22 protein-coding genes are annotated in these 21,014 nt (G+C 68.9%); 10 read left to right on the forward strand and 12 right to left on the reverse strand.

The annotated features are described in order from the left end of the window. The first annotated feature begins 98 nt into the window (after nt 1-98). The 4 genes from ABN401_RS11750 to ABN401_RS11765 are packed head-to-tail and all read left to right on the forward strand — an operon-like array spanning nt 99 to nt 3,398. Nucleotides 99-695: a CvpA family protein gene (locus ABN401_RS11750; RefSeq protein WP_349685038.1), complete on the forward strand. Its 597-nt coding sequence runs from the start codon at nt 99-101 to the stop codon at nt 693-695. A 29-nt stretch (nt 696-724) separates the two neighbouring features. After that, nucleotides 725-2,239, forward strand: coding sequence for an amidophosphoribosyltransferase (gene purF, locus ABN401_RS11755; protein ID WP_349685039.1), 1,515 nt, complete (start codon nt 725-727; stop codon nt 2,237-2,239). A 7-nt stretch (nt 2,240-2,246) separates the two neighbouring features. Then, the gene (locus ABN401_RS11760; protein ID WP_349685040.1) at nt 2,247-2,600 is read left to right on the forward strand and encodes a VOC family protein; all 354 of its coding nucleotides are present in this window, start codon (nt 2,247-2,249) and stop codon (nt 2,598-2,600) included. Nucleotides 2,601-2,639: 39 nt separating this feature from the next. Continuing rightward, nucleotides 2,640-3,398, forward strand: a complete 759-nt coding sequence (locus ABN401_RS11765; RefSeq protein WP_349685041.1) for an SDR family NAD(P)-dependent oxidoreductase — start codon at nt 2,640-2,642, stop codon at nt 3,396-3,398. Between the two features lie 4 nt (nt 3,399-3,402). On the opposite strand, the gene dksA is transcribed toward ABN401_RS11765, so the two are convergent. Together dksA and ABN401_RS11775 are read right to left on the reverse strand one after the other, a co-directional pair. Next, nucleotides 3,403-3,837, reverse strand: a complete 435-nt coding sequence (dksA, locus tag ABN401_RS11770) for an RNA polymerase-binding protein DksA (protein WP_349685042.1) — start codon at nt 3,835-3,837, stop codon at nt 3,403-3,405. 180 nt (nt 3,838-4,017) lie between these two features. Then, entirely contained in the window at nt 4,018-4,443 is a 426-nt protein-coding gene (locus ABN401_RS11775) for a flagellar assembly protein FliX (protein ID WP_349685043.1), read from the reverse strand. A gap of 181 nt (nt 4,444-4,624) precedes the next feature. On the opposite strand from ABN401_RS11775, the gene ABN401_RS11780 reads away from it, so the two are divergent. The 4 genes from ABN401_RS11780 to uvrA all read left to right on the forward strand — a co-directional run bounded on the left by ABN401_RS11780 (nt 4,625) and on the right by uvrA (nt 9,558). Beyond that, nucleotides 4,625-5,731, forward strand: a complete 1,107-nt coding sequence (locus ABN401_RS11780; RefSeq protein WP_349685044.1) for a flagellar basal body P-ring protein FlgI — start codon at nt 4,625-4,627, stop codon at nt 5,729-5,731. Then, on the forward strand, nt 5,731-6,048 hold the full coding sequence (locus ABN401_RS11785; RefSeq protein WP_349685045.1) for a rod-binding protein: 318 nt from the start codon (nt 5,731-5,733) through the stop codon (nt 6,046-6,048). The genes ABN401_RS11780 and ABN401_RS11785 overlap by 1 nt, the downstream gene beginning before the upstream one ends. Continuing rightward, a complete protein-coding gene (locus ABN401_RS11790; RefSeq protein WP_349685046.1) occupies nt 6,045-6,485 on the forward strand; it encodes a flagellar basal-body protein FlbY in 441 nt (146 codons plus the stop codon). The genes ABN401_RS11785 and ABN401_RS11790 overlap by 4 nt, the downstream gene beginning before the upstream one ends. A 139-nt stretch (nt 6,486-6,624) precedes the next feature. Then, entirely contained in the window at nt 6,625-9,558 is a 2,934-nt protein-coding gene (uvrA, locus tag ABN401_RS11795) for an excinuclease ABC subunit UvrA (RefSeq protein WP_349685047.1), read from the forward strand. A 3-nt stretch (nt 9,559-9,561) separates the two neighbouring features. Here the strand turns inward: uvrA and ABN401_RS11800 are convergent, their stop codons facing one another. Genes ABN401_RS11800 through ABN401_RS11810 form a run of 3 tightly spaced genes read right to left on the reverse strand, consistent with a single transcriptional unit; the run spans nt 9,562 to nt 12,262 of the window. Next, on the reverse strand, nt 9,562-10,452 hold the full coding sequence (locus ABN401_RS11800; protein ID WP_349685048.1) for a hypothetical protein: 891 nt from the start codon (nt 10,450-10,452) through the stop codon (nt 9,562-9,564). A 29-nt stretch (nt 10,453-10,481) separates the two neighbouring features. Continuing rightward, a complete protein-coding gene (locus ABN401_RS11805) occupies nt 10,482-11,456 on the reverse strand; it encodes a hypothetical protein (protein ID WP_349685049.1) in 975 nt (324 codons plus the stop codon). Beyond that, the gene (locus ABN401_RS11810; protein WP_349685050.1) at nt 11,453-12,262 is read right to left on the reverse strand and encodes a hypothetical protein; all 810 of its coding nucleotides are present in this window, start codon (nt 12,260-12,262) and stop codon (nt 11,453-11,455) included. The genes ABN401_RS11805 and ABN401_RS11810 overlap by 4 nt, the downstream gene beginning before the upstream one ends. Before the next feature lie 98 nt (nt 12,263-12,360). Between ABN401_RS11810 and trmFO the strand changes: the two genes are divergently transcribed. Beyond that, a complete protein-coding gene (gene trmFO, locus ABN401_RS11815) occupies nt 12,361-13,758 on the forward strand; it encodes a methylenetetrahydrofolate--tRNA-(uracil(54)-C(5))-methyltransferase (FADH(2)-oxidizing) TrmFO (RefSeq protein ID WP_349685051.1) in 1,398 nt (465 codons plus the stop codon). Here the strand turns inward: trmFO and ABN401_RS11820 are convergent, their stop codons facing one another. Further along, a complete protein-coding gene (locus ABN401_RS11820; RefSeq protein ID WP_349685052.1) occupies nt 13,759-14,145 on the reverse strand; it encodes a hypothetical protein in 387 nt (128 codons plus the stop codon). It abuts the gene before it with no gap. 219 nt (nt 14,146-14,364) lie between these two features. Here ABN401_RS11820 and ABN401_RS11825 point away from each other — a divergent pair, with 219 nt between their 5' ends. After that, nucleotides 14,365-15,276, forward strand: a complete 912-nt coding sequence (locus ABN401_RS11825) for an oxygenase MpaB family protein (protein ID WP_349685053.1) — start codon at nt 14,365-14,367, stop codon at nt 15,274-15,276. Here ABN401_RS11825 and ABN401_RS11830 read toward each other — a convergent pair. From ABN401_RS11830 to ABN401_RS11855, 6 genes are all read right to left on the reverse strand, one after another. Then, nucleotides 15,245-15,877: a squalene/phytoene synthase family protein gene (locus ABN401_RS11830; protein ID WP_349685054.1), complete on the reverse strand. Its 633-nt coding sequence runs from the start codon at nt 15,875-15,877 to the stop codon at nt 15,245-15,247. The genes ABN401_RS11825 and ABN401_RS11830 overlap by 32 nt on opposite strands. Continuing rightward, nucleotides 15,870-16,490, reverse strand: coding sequence for a hypothetical protein (locus ABN401_RS11835; RefSeq protein ID WP_349685055.1), 621 nt, complete (start codon nt 16,488-16,490; stop codon nt 15,870-15,872). Before ABN401_RS11835 ends, ABN401_RS11830 begins: the two co-directional genes overlap by 8 nt. 199 nt (nt 16,491-16,689) lie before the next feature. Continuing rightward, on the reverse strand, nt 16,690-17,658 hold the full coding sequence (secF, locus tag ABN401_RS11840) for a protein translocase subunit SecF (RefSeq protein ID WP_349685056.1): 969 nt from the start codon (nt 17,656-17,658) through the stop codon (nt 16,690-16,692). Continuing rightward, on the reverse strand, nt 17,658-19,250 hold the full coding sequence (secD, locus tag ABN401_RS11845) for a protein translocase subunit SecD (RefSeq protein ID WP_349685057.1): 1,593 nt from the start codon (nt 19,248-19,250) through the stop codon (nt 17,658-17,660). Before secD ends, secF begins: the two co-directional genes overlap by 1 nt. A 32-nt stretch (nt 19,251-19,282) precedes the next feature. Next, a complete protein-coding gene (gene yajC / locus ABN401_RS11850) occupies nt 19,283-19,609 on the reverse strand; it encodes a preprotein translocase subunit YajC (protein WP_349685058.1) in 327 nt (108 codons plus the stop codon). 127 nt (nt 19,610-19,736) lie between these two features. Next, nucleotides 19,737-20,789 carry a peptidoglycan DD-metalloendopeptidase family protein gene (locus ABN401_RS11855; protein WP_349685059.1) on the reverse strand — a complete coding sequence of 351 codons (1,053 nt, stop codon included), beginning with the start codon at nt 20,787-20,789 and terminating at the stop codon, nt 19,737-19,739. Between the last annotated feature and the right edge of the window lie 225 nt (nt 20,790-21,014).

Here is a 21,014-nt window from a genome sequence, read left to right on the forward strand (position 1 = left end):
GGTTCTTCTTGAACCAGACACGATCCGTGGGGCGTCAAGAACCCCTCCACCGCTTCGCGGTCCCCCTCCCCATCGAAGATGGGGAGGAGACGTAGGGAATGACCGGCTTCGACGCCTTCGCCCTGCTCGTCATCCTCGCCTCGGCCGCGGCCGGCTGGGTGCGCGGAGGCACGCGCGAAATCATCACCCTGCTCAGCTTCGTCCTGGCGGCCTTTCTGGCGCTGGTGGCCCTGCCGCTGACGGCCCCGGTCGGGCGCGCCCTGATCGATCCGGACTGGGCGGGCTCCATCTTCGCGGCGATCGCCTCCTTCCTGCTGGTCTATTTCGGCATCCGCATCTTCGGCTCGGTTCTGTCGAAGAAGGCCCAGGCCCACCCGACGCTGGGCGGCATCGACCGGCTGCTGGGCATCCTCGTCGGCTCGGGCCGGGCCCTGGTGCTGCTGGGGGCCATTCACCTGGTCATCGTCGCGGCCCTGCCGGGCGAGCGAACGCCGCGCTGGCTGTCGGAGGCGGCGCTTCGCCCGCTCAGCGCCGGAGCCGCCCGCGCCATCCAGATCATCCTGCCCGGCATCGGCCGCGGCGCGGACGCCATCAGTCCGGTCGTGGATTCGTCCGTTCGCAGAGGCTTTTCCGACGAAGACGCCTTGCCCCCGGCGCAATCCGGGCCTACCTCGCCGCCGACCGCCCCAGAGTAAGTTTTTCGCCTGTCATCGGAGCCGCCACGATGATCAAGCTGGACCACGCCATCTCCGCCCCCGTCGTGCATCGCGAACACCATCGCGACGCCGATGACGACCGCCCGCGCCTGGAGTGCGGCGTCTGTGGCGTGTGGGGGGGCGAAAAGGACGAGGGCTCCTCCATCGTCGCCCTGGGCCTGCACGCGCTTCAGCATCGCGGCCAGGAGGCCTGCGGCATCGCCTCGGTCAACGTCGATCGCTTCCACACCGAACGCCATATGGGCCATGTGGGCGAGGCGTTCGGCGGATCGGACCTGCCCAAGCGCATGCCCGGCCATGCCGCCGTCGGCCACACCCGCTACTCGACCGCTGGCGGCAGCTTCCTGCGCAACATCCAGCCGATGTTCGCCGATCTGGACACGGGCGGCATCGCCATCGCCCACAACGGCAACCTGACCAACTTCCTGTTCCTGCGGAACCAGCTGGTCGCCGAGGGGTCGATCTTCCAGTCGACGTCGGATTCCGAGGTCATCCTCCACCTGATCGCGCGGTCGCGGAAGGCGCGCATCGTCGACCGCTTCATCGACGCCCTGGCCCGCATCGAGGGCGGCTACGCCCTGGTCGCCCAGACGCCCAAGAAGATGATCGGCGCGCGCGATCCGCTCGGCATCCGACCGCTGGTGCTGGGCAAGCTGGGGACCGCCCACGTCCTGGCGTCCGAGACCTGCGCCCTGGACCAGATCGGAGCCACCTTCTTGCGCGACGTCGAGCACGGCGAGGTGGTGGTGATCGACGAGGACGGCCTGACCTCCTTGAAGCCCTTCCCCGCCCGCGCCGCCCGTCCCTGCCTGTTCGAATACGTCTACTTCTCGCGCCCCGACAGCGTCGTGAACGGCCGCTCGGTCTATGGCGTGCGCAAGCGCATGGGCCACGGCCTGGCCCAGGAGCATCCGATCCAGGCCGACGTGGTCGTGCCCGTGCCCGACTCGGGCGTCCCGGCGGCGCTGGGCTATGCCCACGAGAGCGGCATCCCCTACGAGATGGGCATCATCCGCAGCCACTATCTGGGCCGCACCTTCATCCAGCCCAGCCAGGGCGCCCGCCAGCTGGGCGTGCGCATGAAGCACAGCCCCAATCGGTCGGTGCTGGAGGGCAAGCGCGTCGTCCTGATCGACGATTCCATCGTGCGCGGCACCACCTCGGTGAAGCTGGTCCGCGCCGTCCGCGCGGCGGGGGCGAGCGAGGTCCACCTGCGCTCGGCCAGCCCGCCGATCCTGTGGCCCGACTTCTACGGCATCGACATGCCCGAGCGCGACCAGCTGATCGCGGCCAACAAGACGATGGAAGAGATGCGCGCCTTCCTCGAGGTCGACTCGCTCGGCTTCCTCTCGGTCGAAGGCCTGTACCGCGCCATGGGCGAGACCGGCCGCGACGCCTCCGCGCCCCAGTTCACCGACCACTATTTCACCGGCGACTATCCGACCCGCCTGCTTGATCGCGAGATCGAAGAGGGCGGCCGCGAACTGACCAACCGGCAACTTTCCCTGCTGGTCAGCGCTTGATCCCTCGATGGAAAACCGCCTCGGCTATTTCACCCTGGACACCCCGGACCTGACAAAGGCCAAAGCCTTCTATTCCGGGCTGTTCGGCTGGACCTTCGATGCCCACTCCTCGAAGTCGACCTATGCCCATGTCACCGAGGCCGACGGGTCGGTGACGTTCGGCATCGTGCGCGGCGAGAAGCGCGATTTCTCGCATCTGTACTTCCAGGTCGCCGACGTCGACGCCGCCTGCGCCCGGGTGAACGAACTGGGGGGCCGCGCCGCCGTGCCGTCCGACAGCCCTTCCGGTCGCTCGGCCGTGGTCTCGGACGATCAGGGCGTCAGCTTCGGCCTGTGGCAGCCGGCTCCCGGCTACGCCTGACCGCATGGCGAAGCGGGGCGGCACGCGCTATCAGGCGCCATGACCAACGACACCCTGCCCCTCGAAGACCGCATCGCCCTCGTGACCGGTGCCTCGCGCGGCATCGGCTATCACAGCGCCCTCGCCCTGGCTCTAGCAGGAGCCCACATCGTCGCGACCGGCCGGACCCAGGGTGCGCTCGAGGAGCTGGACGACGCCGTCTATGCCGCCACCGGCCGCCACGCGACGCTGGTGCCGTTTGATCTGGTCGACGGCGGCGGTATCGACCGCCTGGGCGGGGCGATCTTCCAGCGGTTCGGCAGGCTGGACGTCTGGGTGCACGCCGCCGCGACCCTGGGCGCGCAGGGCTTGACGCCGGTCAGCCACATCGACCCGCGCGGCTTCGCCAAGATCGAGAAGACCAACTTCACCGCCACCTATCGCCTGATCCGGTCGCTGGAGCCGCTGTTGCGTCTGTCCGACGCCGGGCGTGTGATTCACCTGACCACCAGTCTGGCGCGCGAGCCCAAGGCCTTCTGGGGGCTCTATGCCGCGACCAAGGCCGGTGCCGAGGCGATGATCCTGTCTTGGGGCGACGAGATCGAGAACACCCCCATTCGCGTCAGCGTGCTGGACCCCGGCCGGATGCGCACCCAGATGCGCGCCCAGGCCTATCCGGGCGAGGATCCCGAGACCGTCCCGCACCCGTCGGAGATCGGCCCTCTGGTCGTCGAGCTGGCGAGCGGCAAGGTGATCCCGCCCACGCGGGTCTCGTTCAAGGCGTGGAAGGCCGCTCTGCCGCCGGAAGCGCTGATCTGATCGATCAGTCGTCGCGGTGAACGCGCTCGCGGCGCTCGTGGCGTTCCTGGGCCTCGACCGACAGGGTGGCGGTCGGACGGGCTTCGAGACGGCCGAGGCCGATCGGCTCACCGGTGTCCTCGCAGTAACCGTAGGAGCCGTCCTCGATCCGGCGCAGGGCGTCGTCGATCTTGGAGATCAGCTTGCGCTGCCGGTCGCGGGTGCGCAGCTCCAGCGCGCGGTCGGACTCCGATGAGGCCCGATCGACCAGGTCCGGATGGTTCTCCGTCTCGGCCTTCAGGTTGACGACGGTGCCCTTGGACTCGCGGAGGATCTCGTCCTTCCAGGCCAGCAGCTTTCCCTTGAAATAGGCGAGCTGCCGCTCGTTCATGAACGGCTCGTCGTCCGACGGCCGATAGCCGGCCGGTTCGTCCGATGGGATCGAGGCCAATGCGGTCATCGCACTCACACTCTCAACAGCGCCCCCCGTGGCGCAACCCGGCGTATAGGCAGGTGGGAGAGTCGCGGCAACACGCATCTCGCGTCCGTGATCGCGGCCAAGCTCTGTTACAGACGAAAGCGTGACATTTCTTCATCACCCGGTTCGACGATCCGGGGATAGGTCTGTGGAATCCGGGGCCTATGCTGCGCTGCGGCGAACTTCGGCCTTGGCCAGTTCGACGGCGGCCCGCAGATCGATCTGCTCCAGCACCCCGGTCAGGACCGGATCGGCGTCTTCCGGCCGTTCCTCGCGCAGGGAGCGCGAGAGCCGCTCCAGCGACGCCTCGCCGGTCTCGCCCGACAGCAGGGCCAGCTTCAACTCCTCCAGCCGATCCAGAAGACCTCCGCCGCGACGGATCGCCCGACGCCGCCGCTCCGTCGCGCTCTCGACGCCCTGAAGCGCCATCAGGGACGAGACGTCCGACACGCCCGAGGCCGGCGCGGCCGACTGGGCCGGGGCCGTCCCGCCGGTCGCGGAGGCCTGTCCGACGGCGAACCCGCCAGAGGCGCGCGCAGGCCGACCGGGCGTCGCCGGGCCGGGTCCGTAGGGGCCGGTGACCTTCATGTCAGGGAACTCCGGAGCATGGCTCACCATCGCCGGATGACCGTCACCGTTTGGTTAATGCCTGGGCAGGATTTGCCGGTGCCCCGACCACCGGAAAGATCGGCTCCTTGATAACGCTCGAGTTTTCGCCCGGCACGATCTCTGCATCGGGGGGCCCAGAACCTCGCTCGAAAGCTGGTCCATGCAGAAGTTGCTTACCGCCCTCCTCGCGCCTCTCGCCTTGTCGGTCGCCCTCGCGGGCCCGGCGGTGGCCCAGTCGCGCATCAAGGACATCGCCTCGATCGAGGGCGTCCGCACCAACCAGCTGGTGGGCTATGGGCTGGTCGTCGGTCTGAACGGAACGGGCGACAGCCTGCGCAACTGCCCCTTCACCCGTCAGTCGCTGGAAGGCATGACCGAGCGTCTGGGCGTCAACATCCGGGGCGCCAACGCCAACTCCAAGAACCTGGCCGCCATCATGGTGACCGCCGAACTGCCGCCCTTCGCCACACCCGGCGCCCGGGTGGACGTGACGGTATCCAGCCTGTGCGACGCCAAGAGCCTGCTGGGCGGGACCCTGCTGGTCACCAGCCTCCAGGGCGCGGACGGCGAGGTCTATGCGGTGGCGCAAGGGTCGATCCAGACGGGCTCGGTCTCTGGCTCCGGTGGCTCCGGCTCCTCGGTCACGCGCGGCGTGCCGACGGCGGGACGGATCGCCTCGGGCGCCACGGTCGAGCGCGAGACCGGCTTCAATCTCGACAGCCTGCAGGAAGTCCGCCTGACGCTGCGCAATCCCGACTTCACCACGGCCCAGCGGATCGCCGCCGCCATCAACGCCACCTATCCGTCGACGGCGCTGGCCGAGAACGGCTCGGTCGTGACCCTGCGCCCGCCGCCCGCGCTGGGCATGGCCGGCTTCATCAGCCGGGTCGAGAACATGCCCGTCGCCGTCGACACCCCCGCCCGGGTCATCATCGACGAGGTCAACGGCGTCATCGTCATGGGCGAGAACGTCCGCATCTCCACCGTGGCGATCGCCCAGGGCAATCTGACCATCTCCGTCCAGGAGAACCCCCAGGTCAGCCAGCCCGCCCCCTTCAGCCAGGGCGAGACCGTGGTCGTCCCCCAGTCCGACGTGACCGTCGAAGAGGAGCTGGGCCGCGAGATCCGGCTGGTCGACGGCTCGACCTCGCTGTCCACCCTGGTCAACGGCCTGAACGCCCTGGGTGTCTCGCCGCGCGACATGATCTCCATCCTGCAGGCCATCAAGGCGGCGGGCGCGCTGCAAGCCGATATCGAGGTGATCTGATGAGCGACCTCGCCGTTTCCCCGTCCCTGCTTGCGCCCAACCCCACCGCGCCCTCCACCACGGATGCCCGCCGCATGCGTGAGACGGCCGAGCGGTTCGAGGCCTCTTTCCTGTCCCAGATGCTGAAGCCGATGTTCGAGGGCCTTCAGACCGACGGCCTGTTCGGCGGCGGCGAAGCCGAGGCGACCTGGCGCAGCTTCCTGATCGACGAGATGGCCAAGAAGACGGTCCAGTCCGGGGGCGTCGGCCTGGCCGACACCGTCATGGCCGAGATGATCCGCATGCAGTCGCAGCAGAGCGCCCAGACCCTCCCATGACCCAGGACCCGACCACCGCCGCCGCCTATCTGCGTCGCCTCACCGATCTGACCGATCGACTGACGGCGCGTCTGGAACGAGAGACCGACGCCTTCGCCTCCCGTCGCCCCCAGGACGTCGCCGCAGATCTGGCAGAGACGCAGGAACTGGCCAACGCCTATCGCCGCGAAACTGCCCAGGTGAAGGCCAACCCCGGCCTGATCTCTGCTGCCCCCGCGGCCGACCGCACCGCCCTGATCCGCGCCACCGAGGCGTTCGAGGCCGCCCTGGCCATCCACGCCCGCACAGTCGAGGCCGCGCGCAGCATCTCCGAAGGCCTTGTCCGCGCCATCGCCCAGGAAGTCGCCGGCGCCCGCGCGCTTGGAACGGGTTATGGCTCAGGCGGCCAGGCCTATGCCGGCGACAGCCGCGCGGTCACTCTGAATCGCACGGCCTGATGGTGCCTTCCTGCTGACAGGGCGTGGCAACAGCGCCGCAATGTTCCCACATTGTTCTTGCTGAATCGGCGGGCTTGGTCCCCATATAGCGATGCTGCCCCGGACACCCGTCCGGCTCTCTCGCGTTTTCCCGGACTCCATGACCGAAAAGCACAACTTCATCCGCGTGCGCGGCGCGCGCGAGCACAACCTCAAGGGCGTGGACGTCGACATCCCGCGCGAGAAGCTGGTGGTCATGACCGGCCTGTCGGGCTCGGGCAAATCCTCGCTGGCGTTCGACACCATCTACGCCGAGGGCCAGCGGCGCTATGTCGAGAGCCTGAGCGCCTACGCCCGCCAGTTCCTGGAGTTGATGGGCAAACCCGACGTAGATCTGATCGAGGGCCTGTCGCCCGCCATCTCGATCGAGCAGAAGACGACGTCGAAGAACCCCCGCTCGACCGTCGGCACGGTCACCGAGATCCACGACTACATGCGCCTGCTGTGGGCTCGGGTCGGCGTGCCCTATTCGCCCGCCACCGGCCTGCCGATCGAGAGCCAGACCGTCAGCCAGATGGTCGACAAGCTGTCCGCCCTGCCCGACGGCGAACGCATCCTGCTGCTGGCCCCCGTCGTCCGGGGCAGGAAGGGCGAGTATCGCAAGGAGATCGCCGACTGGCAGCGCCAGGGCTATCAGCGTCTCAAGATCGACGGCGAATTCTACGCCATCGAGGACGCGCCGACCCTGGACAAGAAGTTCAAGCACGACATCGACATCGTCGTGGACCGCCTGGTCACCAAGGCCGGGCTGGAGCCGCGCTATGCCGACTCGATCCAGACGGCCCTCAATCTGGCGGACGGCATCGCCACGGCGGAGTGGGCGTCCGCGCCGGAGGGCGAGGAGCCGCGGCGCATCGTCTTCTCCGAGAAGTTCGCCTGTCCGGTCTCCGGCTTCACGATCTCGGAGATCGAGCCCCGGCTGTTCAGCTTCAACAACCCCTTCGGCGCCTGCCCGGTGTGCGACGGCCTGGGGGTCAAGCTGGCGTTCGACGCCGACCTGGTCATCCCCGACCGCGACAAGGCCCTGCACAAGGGGGCCGTCGCCCCATGGTCGCGTGGCCCCTCGCCCCTCTACACCCAGACGCTGCAGGCGCTCGCCCGGCACTACGGGTTCTCGATGGACAAGCCCTGGCGCGAGCTGCCGGAACAGGCGCACCGCGTCATCCTGCACGGCACGGGCACCGAGAAGATCAAGTTCGTCTATGACGACAACGCCCGGAAGTACGAGGTCTCCAAGCCGTTCGAGGGGGTCATCCCCAACCTCGACCGCCGCTGGCGCGAGACCGACAGCGCCTGGGTCCGCGAGGAACTGGGCCGGTTCCAGGCCGAGACGCCGTGCGAGGCCTGTGGCGGCAAGCGGCTGAAGCCCGAGGCCCTGGCGGTCAAGGTCGACGGCTCGGACATCTCCGAGATCAACATGCTGTCGATCTCCAAGGCCTTCCTCTGGGTCTCGACGCTGGAGGAGCGGCTGACCGCCAAACAGCTGGAAATCGGTCGTCGCATCCTCAAGGAGATCACCGACCGGCTGCGCTTCCTGAACAACGTCGGCCTGGACTACCTCAGCCTGGCGCGATCCTCGGGCACCCTGTCGGGCGGCGAAAGCCAGCGCATCCGCCTGGCCTCGCAGATCGGTTCGGGCCTGACCGGCGTCCTCTATGTGCTGGACGAGCCCTCGATCGGCCTGCACCAGCGCGACAACTCCCGCCTGCTGGACAGCCTGCGGGGCCTGCGCGACCTCGGCAACTCCGTCCTGGTCGTCGAGCATGACGAAGAGGCGATCCTGACCGCCGACTACGTCATCGACATGGGCCCGGCCGCAGGCGTTCACGGCGGGGAAATCTGCGCGCAAGGAACGCCCGCCGAGGTCCTGGCCAACCCCAGATCCCTGACCGGCAAATACCTGAGCGGCGAACGCGAGATCGAACTGCCGCCCGAGGGCCGCCGCCCCGTCAACCGCAAGAAGATGCTGAAGATCAGCGGCGCGACGGGCAACAACCTGAAGGGCGTCACGGGCGAGATTCCCGTCGGCCTGTTCACCTGCGTCACGGGGGTGTCGGGCGGCGGCAAGTCGACCTTCACGATCGAGACCCTGTACAAGGCCGCCGCGCGCCGGCTGCACAACGCGTCCGACGCCCCCGCCCCCTTCGACCGGATCGAGGGGCTGGAGCATTTCGACAAGGTCATCGACATCGACCAGTCGCCGATCGGCCGGACGCCCCGGTCCAATCCCGCCACCTACACCGGCGCCTTCGGCCCGATTCGCGACTGGTACGCCGGACTGCCGGAGTCCAAGGCGCGCGGCTATGGCCCCGGCCGCTTCAGCTTCAACGTCAAGGGCGGGCGGTGCGAGGCCTGTCAGGGCGACGGGCTGATCAAGATCGAGATGCACTTCCTGCCCGACGTCTACGTCACCTGCGACGTCTGCAAGGGCAAGCGCTACAACCGAGAGACGCTGGAGATCGTGTTCAAGGGCAAGTCGATCTCGGACGTGCTGGACATGACGGTCGAGGAGGCGGGTCAGTTCTTCAAGGCCGTGCCGCCGATCCGCGACAAGATGCTGACCCTCAGCCGCGTCGGCCTCGACTACGTCAAGGTCGGCCAGTCGGCCACGACCCTGTCGGGCGGCGAGGCCCAGCGGGTCAAACTGTCCAAGGAACTGTCCAAGCGGGCAACCGGCAAGACCCTCTACATCCTCGACGAACCAACCACCGGCCTGCATTTCGAGGACACCCGCAAGCTTCTGGAGGTGCTTCAGGAGCTGGTCGAGAGCGGCAACACCATCGTCGTGATCGAACACAATCTGGATGTCATCAAGGTCGCCGACTACCTGCTGGACTTCGGTCCCGAGGGCGGCGACGGCGGGGGCGAGATCGTCGCCCTGGGCACGCCCGAACAGGTTGCCGAAAACCCGCGCAGCTGGACCGGAAAATACCTGAAGGAGGTGCTGGATCGCCACGAGACGCGCCGCAGGGCGCGCGTCGCCGGCCTGCCTCAGGCCAAGGCCAAGCCGGCCAAGAAGACTGTCAGCGCCTGACCGTCACGCGTGCGGCGGCCCCTTGATGTCGCGATAGGCGGCGGCGAACGGGGCATACAGCACCGCCAGCTGCAAGGCCGAGACGATCGCATTGACCACGCCCCAGGCCAGCAGGCCGGGACCGGCGGTCTGCAGAATCGCGGCCGTCGACTGACCCTCCAGCCCGGCCAACTGCGCCAGACCGCCGCCGGTGAACATCATGATCGGCAGGGCGATCACGCTGCCCAGCAGGCTGACCAGGATCGACATGATGAAGGCGATCACCGCCATGCCGAGCAGTGGCCAGAAATGCCCCTTGGTCACGCCGAACGAGGCGAACGGCGCGATCCGTTTCTCGGCCATGGTCAGCGGCACGGCGAGCGACAGGCGAACCGCGATCCAGATGGCGAGCACGGCGAAGGCGAGCCCGAGCAACACCCCGACCAGCACACCCGCGCCCTGATTTCCCTGCGCCACCACGCCCGCGGCCACGCCGACGATCATGGCCAGAACGAAGAAACCCACACCCAAGGCGATCGACAGGATCAGATTGACGGCCAGCACCCGCAGCTCGTCGGGCCCCAGCCGAAGGTAGCCGAACGCCTTCTGAGACGGGTTCAGCACCGCCCGCGCGACGCCCGCGCTCAGCACGGCGCTGAGCAGCAGGCCCAACGGCGCGCCCAGCCCCAGGATGGTGAAATAGCTCTGACCCAGAGCCTGCAGGTCCGACACGTCCGGCTCGCCGCCCTGGAGCGCCTCGGCCTGGGCGATCACCCCCGCCAGCTGCCCGCCCACCAGGGCGAAGAAGGCGACGAAGAACACCACATAGGCCAGGCCCCAGAAGACGATGGCCAGCGGATTCCTCCGCACGATCCGGAACCCTTCGAACGCGGCCTCGGTGGCTGAAAAGCGCATGGCGAATCCTCTGGTTGTTGGGCGCGACCCTATCGGGCGGCGGTGTCGTCGTCAGCCCCGGCCGGATCGGACCGCTGGACCAATCCGTCGGCCGCCACCGCGAACGGCGCGGTCCACAGCGCCTGCGAGAAGCCCGCGAGCCAGGCCACCACGGGCAACAGCACCGCCCCGATCCCCAGCATCGGCCAGGGATTTCGCAGTTGGGCCAGCATCCAGGCCTCCACCGCCGCGTCGTCCCAGTCGCCCGGATCGCCCATGCTGGCCAGTCCGGCCCCCATCGCCACCGCCGCGATCAGCAGGAGCATGAACACGAACAGCCCGATCAGCAGGGTCACGGCGAGCAGGATCAGCATCAGCAGAAACAGACGCCCCGTCTGCCCCCGGCCGGCCTTCCAGCCCTCGTCGAAGGCCAGGGACTTCAGGATGACCGCGGCCGGCGCGATCAGCGACAACCGGCCCCAGATCACCAGGGTCGCGAACACCCCGATCAGGCCGATGCCGACGGCGACCAGGGCCGCCCAGTTCATCTGTCCACCGGACACCCCCGCCGCCACCGCGAACCCCAGGATCAGGCCGCCGATCAGCATCCAGACCACCACAGTCCCCACCACGATGGCGATACCGATCACCGCGACGTGGAACTCGTCCCGGCTGAACCTCAGGAACGCCGCGCTGTCCCCGCGCCGACCGGCCGTGGCCGCCCGGATCACTGCGGTCGTGACCAGCAGGGTCGCCAGCAGCCCCAGAATGTTCGACAGCCCGCTCCACGCCTGAAACGCCATGTATTGGCTGAGGCTCTCGAAGTCGCTGACCGCGCCCTCGGCGGCCAGCACTCCGGCGTCGCCCGTCTCCAGTGCCTGGATGACGAAAGGGGCGAATGCCCAGATGGCCACGACCGACGGCACCATGAGGACCAGTCCCCAGGCCAGGGTCGCCAGCGGCCGTTTGAACGCTAGACGGAAGGGTGCGCCGACCGCGTCCCCGATCGAAAACCCGGGCCTCATGCCGACGCCTCCTCGGGCGACCAATACTCCAGCTGGCGATAGGCCGCCCCCAGGAACGCCAGCGTGACCGGCAACTGCACCCCGACCACGCCGGCGACCCAGACGACACTGGCCACCGCACCGGTCAGTGCCCCACCCCCGATCAGACCCAGCAAGGCGATCGCCGGTGCCGACGTCACGATCAGCCCGCCCAGAAGGGCCCAGAAGCTGCCGTAGGCGATGCCCATGCTGTTCAGCGACACCATCTGTCGCCGACCCAGCGTCGCGGGCACGAACAGCGACAGCCGCACCAGCAGGACCAGCGGCACCACCACGGCCCCGATCCCGACGACGGCCAGCACAGCCAGCTTCCACGGCGCGCCCACCGCCGCCCAATCCCGCGCCTGGATCGCGGCGACGTCCAGTTCCGCGCCGCCGAAGATGGCCAGCACCACCAGACCCAGGATCGACACGATCATGGCCAGAAAGATCAGGCACAGCAGGGCCGCGCCCACCAGTCTCAGCTCCGGCCATTTGAACTGCAGCCCCCCGGGCCCCAGGCCCAGCGCCCGCGCGCCCTTCAGGTCCGGCGTGATCGAAAGCCGTGCCAGAGCCCCGGTTGCGACGAGGGCCAGGACCGTCGCCACGCCGGGAGCGATGCCTGACAGATCATCGGGCACCGGCAGCAAGACGGGAACCAGGCACACGCCGGCCAGCGCCAGCAAGGCCGCGACCGCACCCGCCCACAGGCGGGGCATGGCGGCGACCGCATCACCCAGCGCACGCTGAAGGTTCAGCCGCCGGCTTCCGACATCCCTGTGGCTCATCAAGCCCCCTCGCTGAGCGTGGCGGCTCTTATAGCCCTGCGACGCCGCGCCTGACAGACTGCGGCTGACGAACCGTCCTCGCGTGGCTAGAAAGCCGCATGTCCACGCCCTCCCCCACGTCCCTCGCCCCCATCCACGTCGTCGGCGGCGGCCTCGCCGGCTCCGAGGCCGCCTGGCAGATCGCCCAGGCGGGCGTGCCCGTGATCCTGCATGAGATGCGGCGTCCGGGGGTCACGACCGACGCCCATCACACCGACGGGCTGGCCGAGCTGGTCTGCTCCAACTCCTTCCGGTCCGACGACTGGCAGTACAACGCCGTCGGCCTGCTGCACGCCGAAATGCGGGCGCTCGATTCCGTCATCATGGCTTGCGGCGACGCCAACCAGGTCCCGGCCGGTGGGGCTCTCGCCGTCGACCGCGAGGGCTTCTCCGCCGCCGTCACCGCGCGCCTGCTGGCCCACCCGCTGGTCACTCTCGTGCGCGAGGAGATCGCGGGCCTGCCGCCGGAGGATTGGGACAACGTCATCGTCGCCACCGGCCCTCTGACCTCTCCGGCCCTGGCCGAGGCCGTCCTGACGCTGACCGGCGAGGAGAGCCTGTCGTTCTTCGACGCCATCGCCCCCATCGTCCACGCCGAGACGATCGACTTCGACGTCGCCTGGCGTCAGTCGCGTTACGACAAGGAGGGCCCCGGAGGCGACGCCGCCGCCTACGTCAACTGCCCGATGGACAAGGCCACCTACGATGCCTTCATCGACGCCCTGCTGACCGGTCCCAAGGCCGAGTTCAAGGAGTGGGAGAACGTCCCCTATTTCGACGGCTGCCTGCCTATCGAGGTCATGGCCGAGCGCGGCCGCGAGACCCTGAGGCACGGCCCGATGAAGCCCGTCGGCCTGACCAATCCGCGCGACCCCACGGTCAAGGCGCACGCCATCGTCCAGCTGCGTCAGGACAATGCGCTGGGCACATTGTTCAACATGGTCGGCTTCCAGACCAAGCTGAAGCACGGGGCCCAGGCCGAGGTGTTCCGGATGATCCCGGGCTTGCAGAACGCCCAGTTCGCGCGGCTGGGCGGCCTCCACAGGAACACCTATCTGAACAGCCCGCGCCTGCTGGATCGCCAGTTGCGGCTGAAGCCGATGCCGCGCCTGCGCTTCGCCGGTCAGGTCACGGGGGTCGAAGGCTATGTCGAGAGCGCCGCCACCGGCCTGCTCGCCGGTCGTCTCGCCGCCGCCGAACGGCTGGGCCAGACGCTGGAGGCCCCGCCCGCCCATACCGCCATCGGCGCCCTGGTCGAGCACATCACCGGCGGCCACCTTGAGGGGGCGCGGTTTTCCCCGATGAACGTCAACTATGGACTTCTGCCCCCGATGGAGGCTCCGCGACAGGACGGCGAGGGCAACCGCATCCCGCCCAAGGATCGCGGTCGGGCCAAGAAGCGGTTGATGAGCGAGCGAGCGATCGCCGGTCTCACCGCCTGGCGCGACGCGGCCTGATCAACCCCCGGCGCTGAACCGCATCAGGGTCTGGGCGCAGACGTCCGCCGCCTGGAACAGCTCGGCCTTGGAGGTGCGGAACTCGGCCGGGGTCGTGCTGGCCATCACCGCCTGGTTCGCCTCGCCGCGAGCCGCGTCGATGTCGGCCTCGATCTCTTCGTCCGTCAGGCCGCCGTATTCGCCGAACTGGAAGGCGAAGCCGTTCAGGCGGTCGGCCGTGGTCTTGTAACCCTCAGCCAGCATCCGCTCGCCCAGGCTGTCGCTGCCGCCGGCCCAGGACTCGGCGACGCGGGCGACGGCCGAGCACCCCACCGCCTCGCGGTAGTCGGCTTCGGTCACGGCGGTCTGCGCGGGCAAGAACGAAAGGGCGATCAGCAGGCTCAGCATGGCGTTTCCTCGAACAGCGTCGGACGAGACAAGCGCGGCGGCGACGCCGAAGCAAGCCAATGAAGGCGGATCCATCAACGCTCCGCGACGGTTTTCGCACTTGCCGGGCTCCTCCCACGCGGCCATTCCAGCGTCCGGGAGTTCTCGCCTGATGACCACCGCCGATGCCCGATTCCTTCGCCAGAGCGATGCCGCTCGCTCGACGGCGGCTGTCTGACCATGGCTCCGCTGGAACCCATCAAGGTCCGCGTTCGCGCCCGCATCAATCAGCTGTTCAACGACTATGAGCGGGGCGAGCGACCGGCGCTGCGCCGCGCCGACGCCCTGTTCGCACCGGACTCGGTCGCCTGGCGGGTCAACGGCGACATCGTCACCATGATGATCGGCGGGGTGTCCGGCCTGCTGCTGCAGATGCTGCATCCGGCGGTGCTGGCGGGCGTGTGGGACCACTCGGACTTCCGCGCCGACATGCACGGGCGGCTGCGTCGGACCGCCAAGTTCATCGCCGTGACGACCTATGACCACGCCGCCAACGGTCAGGCCGCCATCGACCGCGTCCGCCGCATCCACGATCGGCTGGGCGGCACCCTGCCCGACGGGACAACCTATCGCGTCAGCGATCCACGCCTGTTGGCCTGGGTCCATGTGACCGAGACGACCAGTTTCCTCGACGCCTGGGTCCGCTATGCCGAGCCCTCCATGAGCCGCGCCGATCAAAACGCCTATCTGGCGGAGATGGCCCGCGTCGGCCTCGCTCTGGGGGCCGATCCGGTTCCGACCGACCGCGCCGGGGCCGATGCCTTGATCCAGTCGATGCGCGCCGAACTGAAGGCCGACGCCCGCACGCGTGAGGTCGCCGACCTGGTCATGCGTCAGAGGATCGGCGGTCGGGCCGAGGGCGTGGCCGCCGGTCTGGTCATGTCGGCCGGTGCCGACCTGCTGCCGCCCTGGGCCCGGCGGATGCACGGCCTGCCCTCCGCATCGCCGCTCGTCCACGGCGGGGCCCGCGCCTTGGCAAAGGGTCTGGGCTGGGTCTATGCGGGCTCGCCCAACCGCCGTGTCTGGCCCGACGAGGTGACGCGCTGGCCCGAGACGGTGACTAGATCCGACCCCGCGCCACCGCCCAGGTGAGGCGCAACGCCCGCGTTGGGTCGCCGGGCGAAACCCCGATCAGGGCGCCGTGGGCCACCGCCGGAAAGGCCGCGGCCGGAAGCGTTTTCAGACTCCGATTGGCCTCCGCCCTCACCGCCCTCGCCTCCACCACCCGCCCGGTCTGCGCCAGCCCCCACATCCGTCCCGCCTCGACCCCGGCGGCCTCATGCCCCGAACCGGTCAGCACGCGCACCGCCGCCTGCATGGGCCCGACATAGAAGGCGTCCAGGTCGTGCGGCTGGCCGAGGACCCGGCCGATATGCGCCTCGATCAGGGCATCGATCGGCGCGCGATCCAGCGACCGCCGCGCGACCAGATCGGTCAGGGCCTCCAGCACCGGATGCCCTTTCCTCGGCACCCCGGCGAACACCCCGTCCATCTGCTCGCGCCACCAGGCGTAGCGCATCTCGGCCAGCAGGGGTTGGGTCACACGCGTGGGAATGGCCACCAGTTCCGCCTCGAAGGCGTAGAGGGCGATCAGGTCGGCGCGCGCCGCCCGGTCGCCGACGAACCGGCTGGACAGCCAGCGGTCCGGGTCGGCCGCCCGGACCTGGGCATCGAGGTCGGTCGTCTCAGCCAAACAGGGTCTGGTACATGGCCATGGAGGTCAGCATCGGCAGGCTGAGCAACAGGTTGGTGCGGCTGCCCAGCATGGCGACCCGGGCGGCCCTGGCCTTCTTGTCGTCGTCCACGACGACGATGCCCAGCGCCCGCTTCTGATTCGGCCAGATGATGCCCCAGACGTTCAGGAACATGACGATGGCCAGCCAGACGCCGACGCCCAGCAGCATATAGCCCTGGTCGCCCTGGACGACGCCGCCCGCCAGGCCGAAGCTCAGCACCTCCATCGCGTAGCCGTGACCGCGCAGGGCGAGGATCGCCAGGCCCGCCAGCACGGTGAAGAGCGACGACCAGCGGAACCAGAACAGGGCCTCGGGCGCGATGTATTTCGACACCGCCGGCTTCAGTTCGCCGGGGATGGTCGGCATGACGCGGATCTGGACGAAGTTGAAATAGTACAGCAGCCCGATCCACAGGATGCCGAAGCCGACGTGGGCCCAACGCGCCACGGCCTGCCAGAAGCTGAGGTCGAACCCGCCCGGCGCGGTGCGGCCGAAGGCGAAGATCATGATCCCCGCCAGCACGAGGCTGAGGATCAGGGTGTTCCTGAAGTTGGTGAGCAGGCCGGCCATTGATGTCCCCCGTTTGAGTCGTGTCGCACTCTACATCTCCCGCCCCCTGCGGGGGAGGGTGGTCGCGAACGGACCGGGTGGGGGCGGCGAGGCGACACACAGGCGATGGCGGAGTTCAGCGAAACCGGCCGTCCCCACCCGGTCTCCGCTTCGCTTCGACCACCCTCCCCTTTCCGGGGAGGGAGAAGCCGCCTCTACCCTACGGCCGGCTCGCCATCCCCAGCTTGATCGCCTTGGCCTCTTCCGCGAACTCGCCGCGCTTGACGCCCCACAGCAGGATGATGGGCGCGGCGACATAGACCGACGAGTAGGTGCCGATGATGATGCCGGCCATCAGGGCGATCGAGAAGCCGAACAGGGCCACCCCGCCGAACACCGCCAGCGCCGCCAGCACCATGATCGCCGTCACGCCGGTGATGATGGTCCGCGACAGGGTCTCGTTGATCGACAGGTCGATCACGTCGCGCAGGGGCATGGTCTTGTACTTGCGCAGGTTCTCGCGGAGGCGGTCGAACACCACGACGGTGTCGTTCATCGAATAGCCGATGACCGTCAGGATGGCCGCGACCATGTTCAGGTTGAACTCGAGCCGGAACAGCACGATCAGCCCGAACACCAGGATGACGTCATGCACCAGGCCCGCCACGGCACCGAAGCCGAACTGCGGCTCGAACCGGAACCAGATATAGGCGAACATCAAGACGATGGCCGCGCCCAGCGCCAGCAGGCCCGAGGTGAACAGCTCGCCCGAGACCTTGGACCCGACGACGCTGACGCCGGAATAGGTGACGGCTCCGACATCGGCGGTGATCGCCTGCTGCACCTGCTGGACCACCTCGGACTGGGCCTGACCGTCGGGAATCTGGAAGCGCAGGATGGCGCTGGAATCGTCGTCGATCCCCTGTACGCCCACATCGCCCATGCCCAGGCCGTCCACGGCGGTCCGGACTTCTTCCAGGTCAAGCGGCCGCCCGTCCGAGGTGGTCAGCTCCATCGCCGCCCCACCGCGGAAATCGATGCCCAGGACCATGCCGGGATAGACGACGCTGATGATCGAGGCGACGCACAGCACCGCCGACAGCGCGCCGAAGAATTTGGCGAAGCGGACGAACTTCAGGTTCGTCTTGATCGGAACGATCTTGATCAGGGGCCACCAGGTCATCGCCATCACTCCGCGATCGGCAGTTTCTTGGGACGGCGCGCCTTCAGCCAGTAGGCCAGCAGCACCTGCGCCACCAACACGGCCGAGAACACCGAGGTGAACACGCCGATGCTCAGCGTCCAGGCGAAGCCGCGCACCGGTCCGGCCCCGAAGATGAACATGATCAGCGCCGCCACCAGGGTCGTGACGTTGGCGTCCAGGATCGTGCCCCAGGCCTTGTTGAAGCCCGCGTCCATGGAGGCGATGACGGACCGCCCGGCCCGCGCCTCGTCTCGCATCCGCTCATAGATCAGCACATTGGCGTCCACCGCCACGGCGAAGGTCAGGATCAGACCCGCGATGCCCGGCAGGGTCAGGGTCGCCTGCGTCATCGACATGGCGGCGATGATCATCAGGCCGTTCAGCAGCAGCCCCAGCACCGACACGCCGCCGAACAGGAAGCCGTAGGACAGGATCATGAAGGCGATGATGATGACGAAGGCGATCGCCGTGGACAGGGCCCCCGCCGCCACGGCGTCGGCGCCCAGTTCGGCCGTCACCGTTCGCCGTTCCTCGACCGACAGCGGCGCGGGCAGGGCCCCGCCGTTCAGCAGATTGACCAGTTCCGAGGCCGATTCGATGGTGAAGCCGCCCTCGATCTGACCCGTTCCCCCGGTGATCGCCCCATTGATTCTCGGAGCGGAGATGACCCGCCCGTCCAGTATGATGGCGAAGGGCCGGCCGATGTTCTGGGCCGTCGCCTCGCCAAAGCGACGCGCGCCCTGGCCGTCGAAGCGGAAGTCGATGGCGGGGCGACCGCTCTGGTCCGCGCCGACGCTGGCGCGCGTCAGGTTCTCGCCCGAGACCAGGATGCGGCGCTTGACCAGATAGGGGGTTCCGACCTCGTCCTGCAGCACCTCGGCGTCCGGCGGGATCAGGCCGGACTGCAGCGCCTGGGCCTGATTGTCGACGTCGACCATCTGGAAGGTCAGCTGCGCCGTCTGGCCGATGACCCGTTCCAGCGCGGCCGGGTCGCTCTCGCCGGGGGCCTGGACCACGATGCGGTCGGCGCCCTGGCGGGTGATGGAGGGTTCGCGCGTGCCCAGCGAATCGATCCGGCGGCGCACCACCTCGATCGACTGGTCCACGGCCTGGGAGGCCATGCCGTTCCAGGCCGTGTCGGTGAAGGCCAGCCGCACCCGGTCCGAACCGACGCGCTGGGCCAGCCGGTCCGACTGGCCGTTCGCGCCGGGCGCGCCGGCGGCCAGCTGCAGGGCCTCGAAGGCCGCGTCCTGCTGCGCCGGGCTGGACAGGGTCACCAGGGCGCCGCGTTCCTCGCGGGCGATGGCGGTCGTGGCGATCCGCTCTTCACGCAGGGCGACGCGGACGTCTTCGAGCAGGTTGGTGACGCGCTTCTCGCGCATCTCGACCGTGTCGACCTCGAGCAGCAGATACGATCCGCCTCGCAGATCCAGACCCAGGTTCAGCGTGCCCTTGGGCAGAAAGCCCGGCATCGCCTTGCGTTGAGCCGGGCTCAGCATGTTCGGCAGGGCGAACAGCACCCCGAACACCAGAGCCAGGACGACGAGGATGACCTTCCAGCGCGACAGCTGAATCATGGACTAGGGTTCCGGTTCAGCGAACGAGCGGATCAGGCCTTGGCGGGCTTGGAATCGTTGGCGGCGATGGCGGTGCGGTTACGGACCTCGGCGATCATGCCCTTGACCACGCGGACGTTGACCGACGGCGCGATCTCGACGTTGACCTCGGCGTCCTCGACGCGGGTCACCTTGCCGATCAGGCCCGACGACAGCACGATCACGTCGCCGCGCTTGACCGCCGAGATCAGCGCCTGGTGCTCCTTGGCGCGCTTCTGCTGCGGCCGGATCAGCAGGAAGTAGAACAGCACGAAGATGGCGACGAACGGCAGGAACTGCACGATCAAGGCGACGATGCCGCCGTCAGCGGTGGTGGTCATGGTGTCTTCCCCGACAGGAGGGCAGGCCTCGCAGTCGGGCGCCCATTGAAAACGAGGCGCGATACCTAGGGCCGAGCGTAACGGGATGCAACGTCCATCGATCCCTCTCCCCTAGGGAGAGGGCGATCTACCTCGGCAGCACCGTCACCGGATCGATCGCCACCGGCTCGTCGCCTCGCATGCGTCGCGTCTCGAAGTGGATCGAGGGTCGACCGTCGCCGGCGGTCAGGCCGACCGTGCCGATCTGCTGGCCCGCGCGGACGTCCTGGTTGTCGTCGACCGTGGCCGAGCCCAGGTGGCCATAGACCGTGCGCCAGCCGTCGCGGTGGACGATCAGCACCGTCAGCCCCTGCCCCACCAGGTCGTCGCCGACATAGGCCACCCGGCCATCCGCCGCCGCGACCACGCTGGCCCCGGCGGGCGCGCCGATGTTGATGCCGTTGTTGCGCTCGCCCAGGCCGACGGGCCCGAAACGCCGCACGATCTCGCCGCGCACCGGCCATTGCAGGGCGACCGAGCCGGGCGCGGCTGTGCCCGTCTGTCCGCTGCTCGCGGGCTGGCGCGGCGGAGGCGGGGCGGCCGGATTGCCCGACGGCGGCGGCGGGGGCGGCGGCGCGATCCCGTTCTCGGGCACGATGACGCCAATGGGCGTGGGCCCGGTCGCATAGGGGTCCGAGCCCGTGTCGATGGCGCTGTCGGGCAGGATGATCGACTGGCCGGGCGCGATCGCGCCGCGCGGCCCCAGGCCGTTCAGGTCGATCAGGGTCTGGACCGGGGTCTGGAACCGGCGTCCGACGCCCGAGATCGTATCTCCCGGCTGGATCGTGTAGGCGGCGCCCGCGGTGACCGACACCGGCGCGGAGGGGGACACATAGGCGGGAGGCGCAGAAGCTGGCGGCGGCGAATAGGTCGAACCGCCCGTGCTCGAGGGCGGCGGCAGGGCCCCACCCTCGATCCGCTCGACCGGAGCGGTCGCGGGCGGCGGGGCCTCATAGACCGGCGGCGCGGGCGTGTTGCCATAGGCGGGCGGCGCATAGCCGGGCGGAACCGGCGCGGTCCCGCCGTATCCGGGCATCGGCCGGGTCGAGTACCGCGGAGCCTCCGGATAGCTGACGCAGGCCGTCGCCGCCATGCCGAGGAGGGCGATCACGCCCGCCCTGATCCATTGTCCGAAAGCCATCGGCCCCTCCCCGTTCTTCATGCCCGACATGCCCCGCGTCGCGCTCCAAGCCAAGCCGCCAAAGCGCGCGAAAGTGGGGCGGAAAGGTTAATGGGTCTCAGTCTCCTCCCCGTTCGCAGCTTGGCGAATGGGGAGGTGGCACGCAGCGAAGCGAAGTGACGGAAGGGTTCTTGACGCGGCGACACTGCCTGCGGGTCAAGAACCCCTCCGTCTGCTCGCAAGGGC

Origin of the sequence: Brevundimonas aurifodinae (assembly GCF_040195595.1) — a bacterium.
GTDB lineage: Bacteria > Pseudomonadota > Alphaproteobacteria > Caulobacterales > Caulobacteraceae > Brevundimonas > Brevundimonas aurifodinae.